Source organism: Acidovorax sp. MR-S7 (genome assembly GCF_000400995.2).
In the GTDB taxonomy this organism is placed as follows: domain Bacteria; phylum Pseudomonadota; class Gammaproteobacteria; order Burkholderiales; family Burkholderiaceae_C; genus MR-S7.
Genome location: NZ_DF238900.1, coordinates 48,744 through 62,574, shown reverse-complemented (window position 1 = coordinate 62,574; position 13,831 = coordinate 48,744). Strand labels below are relative to the sequence as shown.

At 67.4% G+C, this 13,831-nt stretch carries 14 protein-coding genes and 1 pseudogene; 8 read left to right on the top strand and 7 right to left on the bottom strand.

The window, feature by feature from the left end; all coding sequences use genetic code 11:
- Entirely contained in the window at positions 1-231 is a 231-nt protein-coding gene (locus AVS7_RS04780) for an ATP-binding protein (RefSeq protein WP_020227279.1), read from the bottom strand.
- Between the two features lie 40 nt (positions 232-271).
- Between AVS7_RS04780 and AVS7_RS04775 the strand changes: the two genes are divergently transcribed.
- Positions 272-565, top strand: a complete 294-nt coding sequence (locus tag AVS7_RS04775) for an acylphosphatase (protein WP_020227278.1) — start codon at positions 272-274, stop codon at positions 563-565.
- A 64-nt stretch (positions 566-629) separates the two neighbouring features.
- Here the strand turns inward: AVS7_RS04775 and AVS7_RS04770 are convergent.
- The 6 genes and pseudogenes from AVS7_RS04770 to dnaA all read right to left on the bottom strand — a co-directional run bounded on the left by AVS7_RS04770 (position 630) and on the right by dnaA (position 7,739).
- Positions 630-1,392, bottom strand: a pseudogene (locus AVS7_RS04770) (DUF72 domain-containing protein).
- A complete protein-coding gene (locus tag AVS7_RS04765; protein ID WP_020227275.1) occupies positions 1,370-1,807 on the bottom strand; it encodes an OsmC family protein in 438 nt (145 codons plus the stop codon). Before AVS7_RS04765 ends, AVS7_RS04770 begins: the two are co-directional and overlap by 23 nt.
- Before the next feature lie 96 nt (positions 1,808-1,903).
- Positions 1,904-2,305: a YkgJ family cysteine cluster protein gene (locus tag AVS7_RS04760; protein WP_020227274.1), complete on the bottom strand. Its 402-nt coding sequence runs from the start codon at positions 2,303-2,305 to the stop codon at positions 1,904-1,906.
- A gap of 66 nt (positions 2,306-2,371) precedes the next feature.
- A complete protein-coding gene (gene gyrB, locus AVS7_RS04755) occupies positions 2,372-4,975 on the bottom strand; it encodes a DNA topoisomerase (ATP-hydrolyzing) subunit B (protein WP_020227273.1) in 2,604 nt (867 codons plus the stop codon).
- Positions 4,976-5,091: 116 nt separating this feature from the next.
- Positions 5,092-6,198 (bottom strand): DNA polymerase III subunit beta, encoded by a 1,107-nt coding sequence (gene dnaN, locus AVS7_RS04750; RefSeq protein ID WP_024000962.1) that lies wholly within the window; start codon positions 6,196-6,198, stop codon positions 5,092-5,094.
- Between the two features lie 119 nt (positions 6,199-6,317).
- Positions 6,318-7,739, bottom strand: a complete 1,422-nt coding sequence (gene dnaA / locus AVS7_RS04745; protein ID WP_020227271.1) for a chromosomal replication initiator protein DnaA — start codon at positions 7,737-7,739, stop codon at positions 6,318-6,320.
- A 219-nt stretch (positions 7,740-7,958) separates the two neighbouring features.
- Here dnaA and rpmH point away from each other — a divergent pair, with 219 nt between their 5' ends.
- The 7 genes from rpmH (at position 7,959) to AVS7_RS04710 (ending at position 13,801) form a co-directional block, all read left to right on the top strand.
- Complete coding sequence (gene rpmH, locus AVS7_RS04740) at positions 7,959-8,093, top strand: 50S ribosomal protein L34 (RefSeq protein WP_005798102.1); 135 nt, start codon at positions 7,959-7,961, stop codon at positions 8,091-8,093.
- A gap of 31 nt (positions 8,094-8,124) precedes the next feature.
- On the top strand, positions 8,125-8,562 hold the full coding sequence (locus AVS7_RS04735; protein ID WP_020227270.1) for a ribonuclease P protein component: 438 nt from the start codon (positions 8,125-8,127) through the stop codon (positions 8,560-8,562).
- Positions 8,559-8,852 carry a membrane protein insertion efficiency factor YidD gene (yidD, locus tag AVS7_RS04730; RefSeq protein WP_034689983.1) on the top strand — a complete coding sequence of 98 codons (294 nt, stop codon included), beginning with the start codon at positions 8,559-8,561 and terminating at the stop codon, positions 8,850-8,852. The genes AVS7_RS04735 and yidD overlap by 4 nt, the downstream gene beginning before the upstream one ends.
- Positions 8,849-10,549: a membrane protein insertase YidC gene (yidC, locus tag AVS7_RS04725; protein ID WP_020227268.1), complete on the top strand. Its 1,701-nt coding sequence runs from the start codon at positions 8,849-8,851 to the stop codon at positions 10,547-10,549. The genes yidD and yidC overlap by 4 nt, the downstream gene beginning before the upstream one ends.
- Positions 10,550-10,647: 98 nt before the next feature.
- Entirely contained in the window at positions 10,648-12,234 is a 1,587-nt protein-coding gene (locus AVS7_RS04720; RefSeq protein WP_020227267.1) for an ABC transporter substrate-binding protein, read from the top strand.
- A gap of 130 nt (positions 12,235-12,364) precedes the next feature.
- The gene (locus AVS7_RS04715) at positions 12,365-13,219 is read left to right on the top strand and encodes a helix-turn-helix transcriptional regulator (RefSeq protein ID WP_024000958.1); all 855 of its coding nucleotides are present in this window, start codon (positions 12,365-12,367) and stop codon (positions 13,217-13,219) included.
- 72 nt (positions 13,220-13,291) lie between these two features.
- Positions 13,292-13,801: an NADH-quinone oxidoreductase subunit B family protein gene (locus AVS7_RS04710; protein ID WP_020227265.1), complete on the top strand. Its 510-nt coding sequence runs from the start codon at positions 13,292-13,294 to the stop codon at positions 13,799-13,801.
- Positions 13,802-13,831 lie beyond the last annotated feature (30 nt).

Here is a 13,831-nt window from a genome sequence, read left to right as displayed (position 1 = left end):
TCAGGTGGCGGTGCGCACCATGCGGATGGCGTCGAACGGGCAGCGCACCGCGCACAGCGCGCACCCCGTGCAGCCCGGCGCATCGTGCAGCACTGAGCGCTTGGGGCCGAAGCGCGCCCCTGCCTTCACCTGCAGCGACAGCACGTGCGGAGGGCACACGCCCACGCACCAGCCGCAGCCGGTGCAGCGCTGCGGGTCGATCACGGGCAGGGCCTTGCGCGGGGCGGTCATGGCCGCAGCATGCCATGGCGGGCGCTACAGTGCGGGGCCTATGCCCGATTCCGATGCTTCCATCACCCGCCACCTGCGCGTCCACGGCCGCGTGCAGGGCGTCTACTACCGCCAATCCATGATCGAAGCCGCGCAGCGCCTGGGCGTGCACGGCTGGGTGCGTAACCGGCACGACGGCAGCGTCGAAGCCCTGGCCACCGGCCCCGCCTCCGCCGTGCAGGCGCTCATGGATTGGGCCCGCCAGGGCCCGCCCGCCGCGCGCGTGGAGCGGGTGGAGGTCGCCGAGGCGCCCGCCGGCGAGTCGCAGGGCTTCGTGCAGCGCGAGACGGTTTAAGCCAGATCGGCCTCCAGCGCTTATCCAGAAAGCGCAAGCAGCTATTGAAACAGGAGCTATTGGCTCACGCGAGCTGCCGGAGCAATTCCATGGCGCCGGCCGGCGCCCGCTCCTTGGCGCCATTGATGAAATACACGAACACGTCGCGCGGCCGCGCGCCGCCGGTCCAGGCGCGCACGCCCTCGGCCCACCGTGCGATGGCCTCGGGCGTATAGCCCGTAGACACATCGGCCTGGCCGCGCATCAGTCGCAGGTAGGCGAAGCCGGCCTGCGCATCGGCGATGGCGGGGAATTTCTCCGAGTCGGTGCACACCGGCACGCAGCCGTAGCGCCGCGCCAGCGCCAGGAACGCTGGCGTGGCGAAACTCGCGTGCCGCACGTCCAGCGCATGGCGCAGGCGGCGCCAGGAAGGCCTCGAAGTCCCCCGGCTCGAACAGCTTGGCGGGCATGAACTGCCAGACGATGGGGCCCAGCTTGTCCTTCAGCTCCGCGATGCCGCTCTCCACGAAGCGCGTGACCGAATCGCCCGCCTCCGCCAGTACCCGGCGGTGCGTCGCCAGGCGGTGGGCCTTGAGCGAGAACAGGAAGCCGTCGGGCGTCTCGCCATGCCACTTGGCGAAGGTGGCCGGCCGGAAGGTGCTGTAGAACGTGCCGTTGACCTCGATGGACGTGAGCCGGCGGCTGGCGTAGTGCAGCTCTTGGCTGTGCGCCAGGCCCTCGGGGTAGAAGCTGCCGCGCCAGGGCGCGAAGGTCCAGCCGCCAATGCCGACGCGAACGTCTGCAGTGGTTGCCACGGCCGGGCCGCTACTGCACCAGCGTGGCCTCAAGCGTGATCTCGGGCACGGACGCCAGGGCCTTCGACAGCGGGCAGTTGGCCTTGGCCTCCTGCGCCATCTTCTGGAAGGCGGCCTCGTCCATGCCCGGCACCTTGGCCTTCAGCGTGAGCGCGATGCGGTCGATGACGAAACCGTCGCCGTCCTTGGCCAGGCGCACGCTGGCGGTGGTGTCGAGGCGCTCGGTGGCGATGCCGGCCTTGTCCGCCGCGAACGAGAATGCCATGGTGAAACAGGCCGCATGCGCCGCGCCCAGGATCTCCTCGGGGTTGGTGCCCTTGCGGTCGTCGCCGAAGCGGCTGGTAAAGCCGTAGGGGTACTTCTCCAGCGCACCCGTTTCGGTGCTGATCTGGCCCTGGCCGGCCTTGCCGGCACCTTCCCAGTGAACGCTGGCTTTCTTTTCAGGCATGCGAAATCTCCACGGTGTGCAAGGAAAGCGCCCATGACACCACGCCCCGCGCGCATCCGAGGTGGGCCGCGGCGGCCTTGCGGTGTGGGTCGCGTCCTACGCGCGGCGCGCGCCGTAGGCGCACCAGCCGGGCCGGGGGCTTTTCTGCAGCGGGTGCAGTCGGCAGGTCTCGGGCCGCTGGTCGTACACCGTGCACAGCCGCGTCCTGGGGTCCAGGAAGTGGCAGTCCCCGCTAGCCCGCCGCGCGATGGTGAAAACCGCGTGCTTGTGGTTGAAGTGGTCGATCAACCGTGCCTTCTGCAGCCGCTTGGCGATGTGCCGGGGCTCGTTGTGCTCGGCTTCGAAAGCGTCCACCAGGCCGAGGCGCACCAAGTCGGGCAGGCGCACTTCGAGCGGCATCGTGCAGCAGTTGGCCGCGCAGCCAGCGCACAGGCCCGCGCGGTAGCGGGTCCAGGTGTCGGGGCGGTCGACGTCGACGATGGCAATGGGGGAGCGCATGGATGGCCGGGCTGCAATGAAAACGCCCAACCGGGGTTGGGCGTTCGGGCGCAAAGGGGCGGGTGATTACACGTCGATATTGCCTGCGCGCAGGGCGTTGGTCTCGATGAAGTCCCGGCGCGGCTCCACCTCGTCGCCCATGAGCATGGTGAACACGCGGTCGGCCTCGATGGCGTCGTCGATCTGCACGCGCAGCAGGCGGCGCACCTCGGGGTCCATCGTGGTTTCCCACAGCTGCTCGGGGTTCATCTCGCCCAGGCCCTTGTAGCGCTGGCGGGCGGTGGTGCGCTCGGCTTCGCTGATGAGCCATTGCATGGCCTGGCGGAAGTCGCCCACCTTTTCTTCCTTCTGGCGCTCGCCCTCGCCGCGCGTGGCCCTGGCGCCTTCTTGGATCAGGCCGCGGAAGGTGTTGGCCGCGTCGGCCAGAGCGGCGTAGTCGGCGCCTGCCACGAAGTCCTGCGTGATGATGCTGCTCTTGACGTTGCCGTGGTGGTGGCGGCTGATGCGCAGGATGGGCTTGTCGGTGCGGGCGTCGACTTCGCCGGCCACGTCGGCGGGCACGCCGTTCACGTTCAGCTCGCGCAGCTTGGCCTGCAGCTGCACGGCGCTGGCTTCGGCGTCCTGCACGGTGTCGAGGTTGACGGCCACGCCGTCGGCGATGGCGCGCAGGGCCTCGGCGTCCATGAAGGCGGACAGGCAGTCGATCACGCGCTCGGCCTGCTGGTGCTTGCGCGCCAGGTCGGCCAGCGCGTCGCCGGCCAGGGGCTCGGCGCCGCTGCCGGTGTGGACGGCCGCGTCCTTGAGCGCCACGCGCAGCAGGAAGCTGTCGAGCGCGGCGCCGTCCTTCAGGTACAGCTCTTCCTTGCCGTTCTTGACCTTGTAGAGCGGCGGCTGGGCAATGTAGATGTGACCGCGCTCGACCAGCTCGGGCATCTGGCGGTAGAAGAAGGTGAGCAGCAGCGTGCGGATGTGCGCGCCGTCCACGTCGGCGTCGGTCATGATGATGATGCGGTGGTAGCGCAGCTTGGCGGCGTCGAAATCGTCCGCGCCGCTCTTGCCCGATTCGACGGCGGCCTTGCCGATGCCGGTGCCCAGGGCCGTGATGAGCGTGACGATTTCGTTGCTGGACAGCAGCTTCTCGTAGCGCGCCTTCTCCACGTTCAGGATCTTGCCGCGCAGCGGCAGGATGGCCTGGAACTTGCGGTCGCGCCCCTGCTTGGCGGAGCCGCCGGCGGAGTCGCCCTCGACGATGTAGATCTCGCACAGCGCCGGGTCTTTCTCCTGGCAGTCGGCCAGCTTGCCGGGCAGGCCCATGCCGTCGAGAACCCCTTTTCTGCGTGTCATTTCACGGGCTTTTCGCGCGGCCTCGCGGGCGCGCGCGGCCTCGACGATCTTGCCGCAAAGGATCTTGGCGTCCTGGGGCTTTTCTTCGAGGTATTCGGTGAGCGCCTTGGCGACGATGTCTTCCACCGGCGCGCGCACTTCGCTGGAGACCAGCTTGTCCTTGGTCTGGCTGCTGAACTTGGGTTCGGGCACCTTCACCGACAGCACGGCGCACAGGCCCTCGCGCATGTCGTCGCCGCTGACTTCCACCTTGGCCTTCTTGGCCAGCTCGTTGCTCTCGATGTACTTGCCGATCACGCGCGTCATCGCCGCGCGCAGGCCGGTCAGGTGCGTACCGCCGTCGCGCTGCGGGATGTTGTTGGTGAAGCAGAGCACCTGCTCGTTGTAGCCGTCGTTCCACTGCATGGCGACTTCCACGCCGATCTCGGTGCCGGGGATGCCGCCATAGGTCTCGGCCGGGCGCGTGCCCGTGGCGTGGAAGGCCGTGGGGTGCAGCACTTTCTTGGTGCCGTTGATGAATTCCACGAAGCCCTTGACGCCGCCGGCGCCGGAGAAGTCGTCTTCCTTGCCCGTGCGCTCGTCGATCAGGCGGATGCGCACGCCGTTGTTCAGGAACGAGAGCTCGCGCAGGCGCTTGGCGAGGATCTCGTAGTGGAAGTCGCTGTTCTCCTTGAAGATCTCGGTGTCGGGCAGGAAGCGCACTTCGGTGCCACGCTTTTCCGTGGGGCCGACGACCTTCATGGGCGAGACCTCGAAGCCGTCCACCACCTCGATCAGCCGGTGCTGCACCACGCCCTTGGAGAAGTCGAGCTGGTGCGTCTGCCCGTCGCGGCGCACCGTGAGGCGCAGCGTCTTGGAGAGTGCGTTCACGCACGAGACGCCCACGCCGTGCAGGCCGCCCGAGACCTTGTAGCTGTTCTGGTTGAACTTGCCGCCCGCGTGCAGCTCAGTCAGCGCGATCTCGGCAGCGCTGCGCTTGGGCTCGTGCTTGTCGTCCATCTTCACGCCGGTGGGGATGCCGCGGCCGTTGTCGGTCACGCTGATGGAGTTGTCGGTGTGGATGGTGACGACGATGTCGTCGCAGTGCCCGGCCAGGGCCTCGTCGATGGAGTTGTCCACCACCTCGAACACGAGGTGGTGCAGGCCCGTGCCGTCCGACGTGTCGCCGATGTACATGCCCGGGCGCTTGCGCACGGCCTCCAGGCCCTCCAGGATCTGGATGGCGCCTTCGCCGTAGCCGTCGCTGCCGGCGACCGATGCGGTGGGCTGGTCGGCGGGTGCGGGGATGGGCGCGTCGGGTGCGGGCTGCGTGTGCTCTGCGGTCATGAAAGGGTCGCCTTCGATCCGGGCGCATCCGCCGGATGGGCGGATGGCGGTATATAGCCAAATGGGCCGCTAGCGCTTGTCCAGCAAGCGCGGGCAGCTATCAAAACAAAAATTGGTCAGATGCGCATGGGCATCACGACGTACTTGAAGTGCTCGTTGTCGGGGATGGTCATCAGCGCGGAGCTGTTGCCGTCGGCCAGTTCGACCTTCACCATGTCCTGGCCCATGTTGGCCAGGGCGTCGATGAGATAGGTGACGTTGAAGCCGATCTCGATGGCGTCGCCGCCGTAGTCGATGTCGAGCTCGTCCACGGCCTCTTCCTGCTCGGCGTTGTTCGACGCCACACGCAGCAGGCCGGGTTCGATGTTCAGGCGCACGCCCTTGAACTTGTCGCTGGTCATGATGGCCGTGCGCTGCAGGCTGGCCAGCAGCGGCGCGCGGCCCAGGGTCACGCTGTTGTGGTGGTTCTTGGGGATCACGCGGTTGTAGTCGGGGAACTTGCCCTCGACCAGCTTGGTGACGAACTCCATGCCGCCGAAGCTGAACTTGGCCTGGTTGTTGGCGAACTGCATCTCGATGGCGCCTTCGGCGTCCGACAGCAGGCGCTGCAGCTCCAGCACCGTCTTGCGCGGCAGGATCACCTCCTGCTTGGGCACCTCGACTTCGAGGGTGGCGCTGGCGAAGGCCAGGCGGTGGCCGTCGGTGGCGACCAGCGAGAGCGTGTTGCCTTCGGCCACGAAGAGGATGCCGTTCAGATAGTAGCGGATGTCCTGCACCGCCATGGCGAACGACACCTGGCCCATCAGCGCCTTGAGCACCTTCTGCGGCACGCTGAACGCGGGGCCGAACGCGGCCGACTCCTGCACCAGCGGGAAGTCCTCGGCCGGCAGGCTCTGCAGCGTGAAGCGGCTCTTGCCGCCTTTCAGGATCAGCTTGGACTGGCTCGACTCCAGGCTCACCGTCTGGTCGGCGGGCATGGTCTTCAGGATGTCGATGAGCTTGCGCGCGCCCACCGTGGTGGTGAAGTCGCCCGTGTCGCCGCCCAGCTCGGCCGTGGTGCGGATCTGGATCTCCAGGTCGCTCGTGGTGAGCTGGATCGCGTTGCCCGTCTTGCGGATCAGCACGTTGGCGAGGATGGGCAGCGTGTGCCGGCGTTCGACGATGCCGGACACCGATTGCAAAACCGCGAGAACCTTGTCTTGTGTGGCCTTCAGGACAATCATGTCGTCAACCTTTGGTGGTTTTGGGAGGAGTGCGCAGACGGCGCCCTCTGCGAGCCGTCCAACACGCCATTTTGCCTTTGAAAGGGGCGGCTCCTGCTGGGGTGGCGGCTCACCGGGCGTCAACCTTTCAGCGTCTGCTCCAGCACGTGCAGCTGCTGGTTGAGTTCGGTCAACTGCTGGCGCTCGCCGGCGATCTTGCGCACCGCGTGCAGCACGGTGGTGTGGTCGCGCCCGCCGAACAGCTCGCCGATCTCGGGCAGGCTCTTCTGCGTCAGCTCCTTGGCCAGGTACATGGCGATCTGGCGCGGCCGCGCGATGCTGGCCGGGCGCTTCTTGCTGTACATGTCTGCCACCTTGATCTTGTAGTAGTCGGCGACGGTCTTCTGGATGTTCTCCACGCTGATCTGGCGGTTCTGGATGGAGAGCAGGTCGCGCAGCGCCTCGCGCGCGAGCTGGATTGACACTTCCTTCTGGTTGAAGCGCGAATAGGCCAGGATCTTGCGCAGCGCGCCTTCCAGCTCGCGTACGTTGGAGCGCACGTTCTTGGCGACGAAGAAGGCCACCTCCTCGGGCATCTCCGCGCTCTCGGCGCGCGCCTTGTTGATCAGGATGGCCACGCGCATTTCCAGCTCGGGCGGCTCGATGGCCACCGTCAGGCCCGAGTCGAAGCGCGACACCAGCCGCTCGTGGATGTTCGCCAGGCCCTTCGGGTATGTGTCCGAAGTCATCACGATGTGGCTCTTCTTGGCCAGCAGCGCCTCGAACGCGTTGAAGAACTCCTCCTGCGTGCGGTCCTTGTTGGCGAAGAACTGCACGTCGTCGATCAGCAGCAGATCGAGCGAGTGGTAGCGTGCCTTGAAATCGTCGAACGTGCGCCGCTGGTAGGACTTGACCACATCCGAGACGAACTGCTCCGCGTGGATGTAGAGAACTTTCGCGTCCGGCTTGTCCTGCAGGAGCTTGTTGCCCACCGCGTGCACCAGGTGGGTCTTGCCCAGGCCCACGCCGCCGTAGATGAAAAGCGGGTTGTAGAGGTGCCCCGGCGAGCCCGCCACGTGCATCGCGGCCGAGCGTGCCATGCGGTTGGCCGTGCCCTCCACCAGCGTCTCGAACGTCAAGGCCGGGTTGAGCCGCGTGCGGAACGCGCCGGCCTGCGCCTCGTCGCCCGCCACGGGCGGGGCGGGCTGGTCGGCCGCCGGCTGGGGCTCGGCTGCCATGGGGCGCACATAAGTCCTGACAACGGATTCCCGCTGAGCGAGCGCTAACTCAAGGGTCACTGGCTGGCCGTACAGGCCCTCCAGCAGCGCGGAGATCCGGCCCGCGTACTGCGCGCGAATCCAGTCGAGCTTGAAGCGGTTGGCCACGAGCAGCGTGACCTTGGAGAAGTCCGGTGCCACCTGGGCCACCAGCGGCTTGATCCAGGTATTGAACTGCTGCTCGGGCAAGTCCTGCGCAAGCTGTTCGACACAGGCCTGCCACAGCCCCTGCCCGGCGTCGGAGCCGTCGTGGTCGTGGCGGGAGGAGAAGGGTTCCTCGGGCATCTCGGATGGTTGTAGTTGTGGATAGGAGGAACGGTGCAAGGCCGGGGATTCTAGCTTGTCAAGGAGTTATCCACAATTCGCGGAGCAGGGAGTAGAAACGCAAGGGATTGCCATGATTGCTGGCCGGTGCAATAATCGCGGGTTTCCCTGAATGCGTTCAGGGTGATCGAGCGCGGCTGGAAAGAAAAGCCGCAACTGAACCTTTCAAGGACTACAAACATGAAGCGTACCTACCAGCCTTCCAAGACCCGCCGCGCCCGCACCCATGGCTTCCTCGTGCGCATGAAGACGCGCGGCGGCCGCGCCGTCATCAACGCGCGCCGCGCCAAGGGCCGCAAGCGCCTGGCCGTCTGAGCCGGCAGCTCCCGTCAGGGGCTGCTTTCTCATGCACCGGCTGAAGACCCGCCCCCAGTTCCAGGCGGCGATGGCGGGAGGCACCGTCTCCCGCACGGCGCATTTCGCGCTGCACCGGCTGGGACTGGATGCCGCAGCCTGCGCTCCCTCCCCCACAGGGCCCGACCCTTCGCCGCAGGCGCAGGGGCCGCAGGCCCTGTTCGGCGTTGCGGGCGTGTGGCTGGGCGCGATGGTGCCCAAGCGCTGGGCGCGCCGCGCCGTGACGCGCAACACCATCAAGCGGCAGATCTATGCCGTGGCCCAGCACTACGAGCCGCGCATGCCCGCGGCGGCGCACGTGGTGCGGTTGCGCTCGGGCTTCGACCGCCAGCATTTCGTGAGCGCCACCTCGGACGCGCTCAAGCAGGCCGTGCGTGACGAGCTGGAGCAGCTCTTCGCGGCGGCCGAGCGCCGGGGGCGCACGCCGTGATGCGCGCCCTGCTCATGGGGCTGGTTCGGGGCTACCGGCTGCTGCTGAGCCCCTGGCTCGGCTCGGCCTGCCGCTTCGAGCCCACCTGCTCGGTGTACGCTCTGCAGGCGCTGGAGCGGCACGGCGCCGCGGCGGGCAGCTACCTCACGGTGCGCCGGTTGGCGCGCTGCCATCCCTGGTGCGACGGAGGGCACGATCCGGTGCCGCAGGAACTGCCGCGCGGCATGCGCCTCTTTTCCCGGCTGACGCCCTCCGATTCCTCATCTTCCTCACCTACGAAGACTTCATGAACGACATCCGCCGCACCATTCTGTGGGTGATATTTGGCTTCTCCATGGTTCTGCTGTGGGACAAATGGCAGATCCACAACGGCAACAAGGCCACCTTCTTCCCGGCGCCGCCGGCGCAAACGGCTTCGGCGCCTGCCACGCCGGCCTCGGCCAGCGCGGGGGCGTCCAGCGTGCCGGTGGCCGCGGCTACGCTCGCGCAGCCGCCCGTGGACGGCGTGCCCGCCCAGCCGGCTGCCACGCCGCGCCAGCGCGTGACGGTGAGCACCGACGTGCTGCGCCTGGCCTTCGACAGCGAAGGCGGCTCGCTGGTACACGGCGAACTGCTGCAGTACCCCGAGATGGAGGACAAGTCCAAGCCGTTCCTGCTGCTCGACGAGAGCGCCAACCGCGTCTACGTGGCGCAGACGGGCCTCATCGGCAGCGGTGCCGGCGGCGCCTTCCCCACCCACAAGACCGGCATGGCCATCGTGCCCGGCCCGCGCGAGCTGCAGGACGGCCAGAACGAGCTGTCCGTGCGCTTCGAGTCGCCCGACCTGGGTGGCGTGAAGCTGGTCAAGACCTGGACGCTCAAGCGCGGCGCCTACGACGTGGCCGTGCGGCACGAGGTGGTCAACACCGGCACCGCGCCCGTCTCGCCCCAGCTCTACCTGCAGCTGGCGCGCGACGGCAACAAGCCGCCGGGCGAATCGTCGTTCTATTCCACCTTCACCGGCCCGGCCCTCTATACCGAGGCCAAGAAGTACCACAAGGTCGAGTTCAAGGACATCGAGAACGGCAAGGCCGAGATCGACAAGAACTCCACCAACGGCTACGTGGCCATGGTGCAGCACTACTTCGCGACCGCCTGGCTGCTGGCCGATGGCACGCAGCGCGACAACTTCGTGCGCAAGGTGGACACGAACCTCTACTCCGTGGGCATGATCACGCCGCTGGGCGAGATCGCGCCCGGCCAGGCCAAGGCCATCGACGCGCGCCTGTTCGCCGGCCCGCAGATCGAGACCATGATGGAAAAGCTCTCTCCCGGCCTGGAGCTGGTCAAGGACTATGGCTGGCTCACCATCCTGTCCAAGCCGCTCTATTGGCTGCTCGACCAGCTGCACAAGCTGCTGGGCAACTGGGGCTGGTCCATCGTGGCGCTGGTGCTGCTGCTGAAGATCGCGTTCTACTGGCTCAACGCCAAGGCCTACTCCAGCATGGCCAAGATGAAGGCCATCAACCCGCGCATCATGGAAATGCGCGAGCGCCTCAAGGACAAGCCGCAGCAGATGCAGCAGGAGATGATGCGCATCTACCGCGAGGAGAAGGTCAACCCCATGGGCGGCTGCCTGCCCATCATGGTGCAGATTCCCGTGTTCATCGCGCTCTACTGGGTGCTGCTGTCCAGCGTGGAGATGCGCAATGCGCCGTGGATCGGCTGGATCCGCGACCTCTCCTCGCCCGACCCGTTCTTCATCCTGCCCCTGCTGATGACGGCCAGCTCGCTGCTGCAGACCGCGCTGAACCCGGCGCCGCCCGACCCGATGCAGGCCAAGATGATGTGGATCATGCCGTTGATGTTCAGCGTGATGTTCTTCTTCTTCCCGGCCGGCCTGGTGCTGTACTGGCTGACGAACAACATCCTGTCCATCGTCCAGCAGTGGATCATCAACACGCGCATGGGCGTTCCGCCGCAGTTCAACCTGCCGAAGTTCCGCTGAGCGCATAAGCTTCCACGAAAAACAACGGCCGCATCCCTGCGGCCGTTGCCGTTTTCGGTACGATGATCGGCTCGCAATACAACCGAGGAGCCAAACAGATGATTCAGCGCAAGACTTTGAAACTGGGCCTGGTGGGCGCGGCGGTGCTCATGGCGCTGGGCGCCGCGAATGCGGCGACCCTGCGCTGGGCGGGCGCCAACGACATCCTCACCGTGGACCCCCACGCCCAGAACCACCAGACCACGCACGCCTTCCTGCAGCAGGTGTACGAAAGCCTGGTGCGCTACGACGGCAAGTACCAGATCGAGCCGGCATTGGCCACCAAGTGGACGCAGGTCTCGCCCACCCAGGTGCGCTTCGAGCTGCGCAAGGACGTGAAATTCCATGACGGTGCGCCCTTCACGGCCGACGACGTGGTGTTCTCGCTCACGCGCGCTGGCACGGCGCCGTCCAACATGATGTCGGCCGTGCAGAGCGTCAAGGAAGTCAAGAAGGTCGACGACCACACCGTGGACGTGATCCTCAAGGGCCCCAACCCCATCCTGCTGCGCGAGCTGACCGAGGCGCGCATCATGAACAAGGCCTGGGCCGAGAAGAACAACTCCGCCAAGGCGCAGGACTACGCGGGCAAGGAAGAGAACTTCGCCTCGCGCAACGCCAACGGCACCGGCCCCTTCGTCATGGCCGGCTGGCAGCCCGACGTGAAGGTCACGCTCAAGAAGAACCCCCACTGGTGGGACAAGCCCAAGGGCAACATCGACGAAGTGGTGTTCACCCCCATCAAGTCCGCCGCCACGCGCTCGGCCGCGCTGATTTCGGGCCAGGTGGACTTCGTCGTCGATCCCCCGCCGCAGGACCTGGCCCGCATGAAGGCCAACCCCGACATCAAGCTCATCGAAGGCGCCGAGAACCGCACCATCTACCTGGGCCTGGACCAGTTCCGCGAAGAGCTGCCCGGTGCCGGCACGCCCGGCAAGAACCCGCTCAAGGACAAGCGCGTGCGCCAGGCGCTCTACCAGGCCATCGACTCCGCCGGCCTGCACAGCCGCACCATGCGCAACCTGTCGGTGCCCGCCGGCACCATGGTCGCCCCCATGGTCCACGGCTGGAGCAAGCAGCTCGACGAGCGCGCCGCCAAGTACGACGTCGATGCCGCCAAGAAGCTGCTGGCCGATGCGGGCTACCCGCAAGGCTTCTCGCTCAAGCTCGACTGCCCCAATGACCGCTACGTGAACGACGAGGCCATCTGCCAGGCCGTCACCGCCATGTGGACGCGCATCGGCGTCAAGACCCAGCTGCAGACCGCGCCCATGGCCCAGTTCGTCACCCGCGTGATGAACAACGACGTGAGCGCCTACCTGTTCGGCTGGGGCGTGGCCACGTTCGACGCGCTCTACTCGCTCGACTCGCTCATGTCCACCAAGGACGGCAAGACCTCCGCGGGCGTCTACAACGGCGGCCGCTTCAGCGACGCCAAGCTCGACGGCATGATCAACCAGATCAAGGTCGAGATGGATGCGCCCAAGCGCGACGCGCTCATCAACGATGCGCTCAAGCTGGTCAAGGACGAGTACTACTACCTCCCGCTGCACCACCAGATCCGCCCCTGGGCGATGCGCAAGAACGTGGACACCCAGCACCGTGCGGACGACCGCCCGATGCCCGCCTGGACCACGATCAAGTAAGAAGCGGGCCGCTGCACGGCATCCAAGAAAAGGAGCGCACTGTCGCTCCTTTTTTAATAGCTGCTTGCGCTTAATGGTAAAGCGGTAGAGCCTGTTTTGGCTCATAATCAGCCCCGCACTTCCCTGCGCCATGGCCCACCCCTCTCTCCCACCGGCCGCCCTGCGGGCCCCGCCTGCCGTGCTGGCTGGCTGCGTGCGCGCCTACATCTGGCGCGACCTGGCCGCGCTGCCGCCCACTGCGCCGCGCGACACGCGCACGCCCGCCAGCGCCTACCCCGGCCTGATGTGGCTGGTGCGCGGCGCCGTCACGCTGCGTGAATGCGGTGGGCGCGCGGTGTGCCAGCCCTTCGCGCCCATCGTGGTCTCCGGTGCGCACCGGCATGCCTACCACTCGGAGGCCGAGCCGGGCGCGGACTTCTTCTGCATCGCCTTCCAGCCGGGCGCGCTGGCCTGGCTGGCGGGCATCGACCTGCAGCCCCTGACCGACGGCGTGCACGACGCCTGGGCCTGCCTGCCCGCCGTGGACGGCTGGCCCGCCTGGCTGCACGCCATGCAGGCCGCGCCCGACCATACCGCCCGTATGGCGCTGTGCGAAGCGTTCCTGCTGCCGCGCTGGGAAGCCGCGCGGCGCGCCCATGCGGATTGGCTGCCGCTGCTGGAGCAAGGTTTTCGCCGCGACGCCCGCCAGGCCCTGGCGCGGCGCCTGGCATGCACGCCGCGCCACGTGCAGCGGCGCGTGCGCAGCCTCACGGGCCTGCGTCCCGGCGAGGTGGAGCGCATGCTGCGCGCCGAACAGGCCGTGCTGGCCATGCGCGACGCCAACGCATCGCCGCTGGACGCCGCCCTGGACAGCGGCTATGCCGACCAGGCCCACTTCAGCCGCGAAGCGCGCAGCCTCTTTGAAAAACCGCCTGCGGCCCTGCGCCAGCACATGCACGGTGACGCAGCCCAGGCGAAGGACGCCGACTGGATGCTGCGGCGATAGACAGCCCTGGCCGGCGCCGCCGGTCGCTTTCATTCAATACGCCACGCGCGCATCTGCCGAAGATGCGCCCCCATGGCTTTCAACGACCTACCCAACCTGGAGCCGCCCCGCTACAGCGTGGAGCGCGATGGCTTCGTGCTCTCGCGGCTTGACGACGTGGTCCGTGCCGTGCGCAGCGACAGTCTCTGGCCCATGGCCTTCGGCCTGGCCTGCTGCGGTGTGGAAATGATGCATGCGGCCGCCGCGCGCTACGACATCGGCCGCTTCGGCTCCGAGGTCTTCCGCGGCAGCCCGCGCCAGTCCGACCTGATGATCGTCGCGGGCACGCTCACCAACAAGATGGCGCCCGCCTTGCGCAAGGTCTACGACCAGATGGCCGAGCCGCGCTGGGTCATCTCCATGGGCTCGTGCGCCAACGGCGGCGGCTACTACCACTACAGCTACTCGGTCGTGCGCGGCTGCGACCGCATCGTGCCCGTGGACGTGTATGTGCCCGGCTGCCCGCCCACAGCCGAGGCTCTGCTCTACGGCCTGCTGCAATTGAAGAACCGCATCCGCCACCCGCAGGTGCTGCAGCGCTGACGCGCGCTGCGCCCGCGTCTTTTCCCTCCC

What these genes read in the sequence shown, in the direction of transcription:
- dnaN (WP_024000962.1), bottom strand. Translation starts at nt 6,198, where the DNA reads ATGATTGTCCTGAAGGCCACACAAGACAAGGTTCTCGCGGTTTTGCAA.
- AVS7_RS04765 (WP_020227275.1), bottom strand. Translation starts at nt 1,807, where the DNA reads ATGCCTGAAAAGAAAGCCAGCGTTCACTGGGAAGGTGCCGGCAAGGCC.
- rpmH (WP_005798102.1), top strand. Translation starts at nt 7,959, where the DNA reads ATGAAGCGTACCTACCAGCCTTCCAAGACCCGCCGCGCCCGCACCCAT.
- gyrB (WP_020227273.1), bottom strand. Translation starts at nt 4,975, where the DNA reads ATGACCGCAGAGCACACGCAGCCCGCACCCGACGCGCCCATCCCCGCA.
- dnaA (WP_020227271.1), bottom strand. Translation starts at nt 7,739, where the DNA reads ATGCCCGAGGAACCCTTCTCCTCCCGCCACGACCACGACGGCTCCGAC.
- AVS7_RS04720 (WP_020227267.1), top strand. Translation starts at nt 10,648, where the DNA reads ATGATTCAGCGCAAGACTTTGAAACTGGGCCTGGTGGGCGCGGCGGTG.
- AVS7_RS04715 (WP_024000958.1), top strand. Translation starts at nt 12,365, where the DNA reads ATGGCCCACCCCTCTCTCCCACCGGCCGCCCTGCGGGCCCCGCCTGCC.
- AVS7_RS04710 (WP_020227265.1), top strand. Translation starts at nt 13,292, where the DNA reads ATGGCTTTCAACGACCTACCCAACCTGGAGCCGCCCCGCTACAGCGTG.
- AVS7_RS04775 (WP_020227278.1), top strand. Translation starts at nt 272, where the DNA reads ATGCCCGATTCCGATGCTTCCATCACCCGCCACCTGCGCGTCCACGGC.
- AVS7_RS04780 (WP_020227279.1), bottom strand. Translation starts at nt 231, where the DNA reads ATGACCGCCCCGCGCAAGGCCCTGCCCGTGATCGACCCGCAGCGCTGC.
- AVS7_RS04760 (WP_020227274.1), bottom strand. Translation starts at nt 2,305, where the DNA reads ATGCGCTCCCCCATTGCCATCGTCGACGTCGACCGCCCCGACACCTGG.
- yidC (WP_020227268.1), top strand. Translation starts at nt 8,849, where the DNA reads ATGAACGACATCCGCCGCACCATTCTGTGGGTGATATTTGGCTTCTCC.
- AVS7_RS04735 (WP_020227270.1), top strand. Translation starts at nt 8,125, where the DNA reads ATGCACCGGCTGAAGACCCGCCCCCAGTTCCAGGCGGCGATGGCGGGA.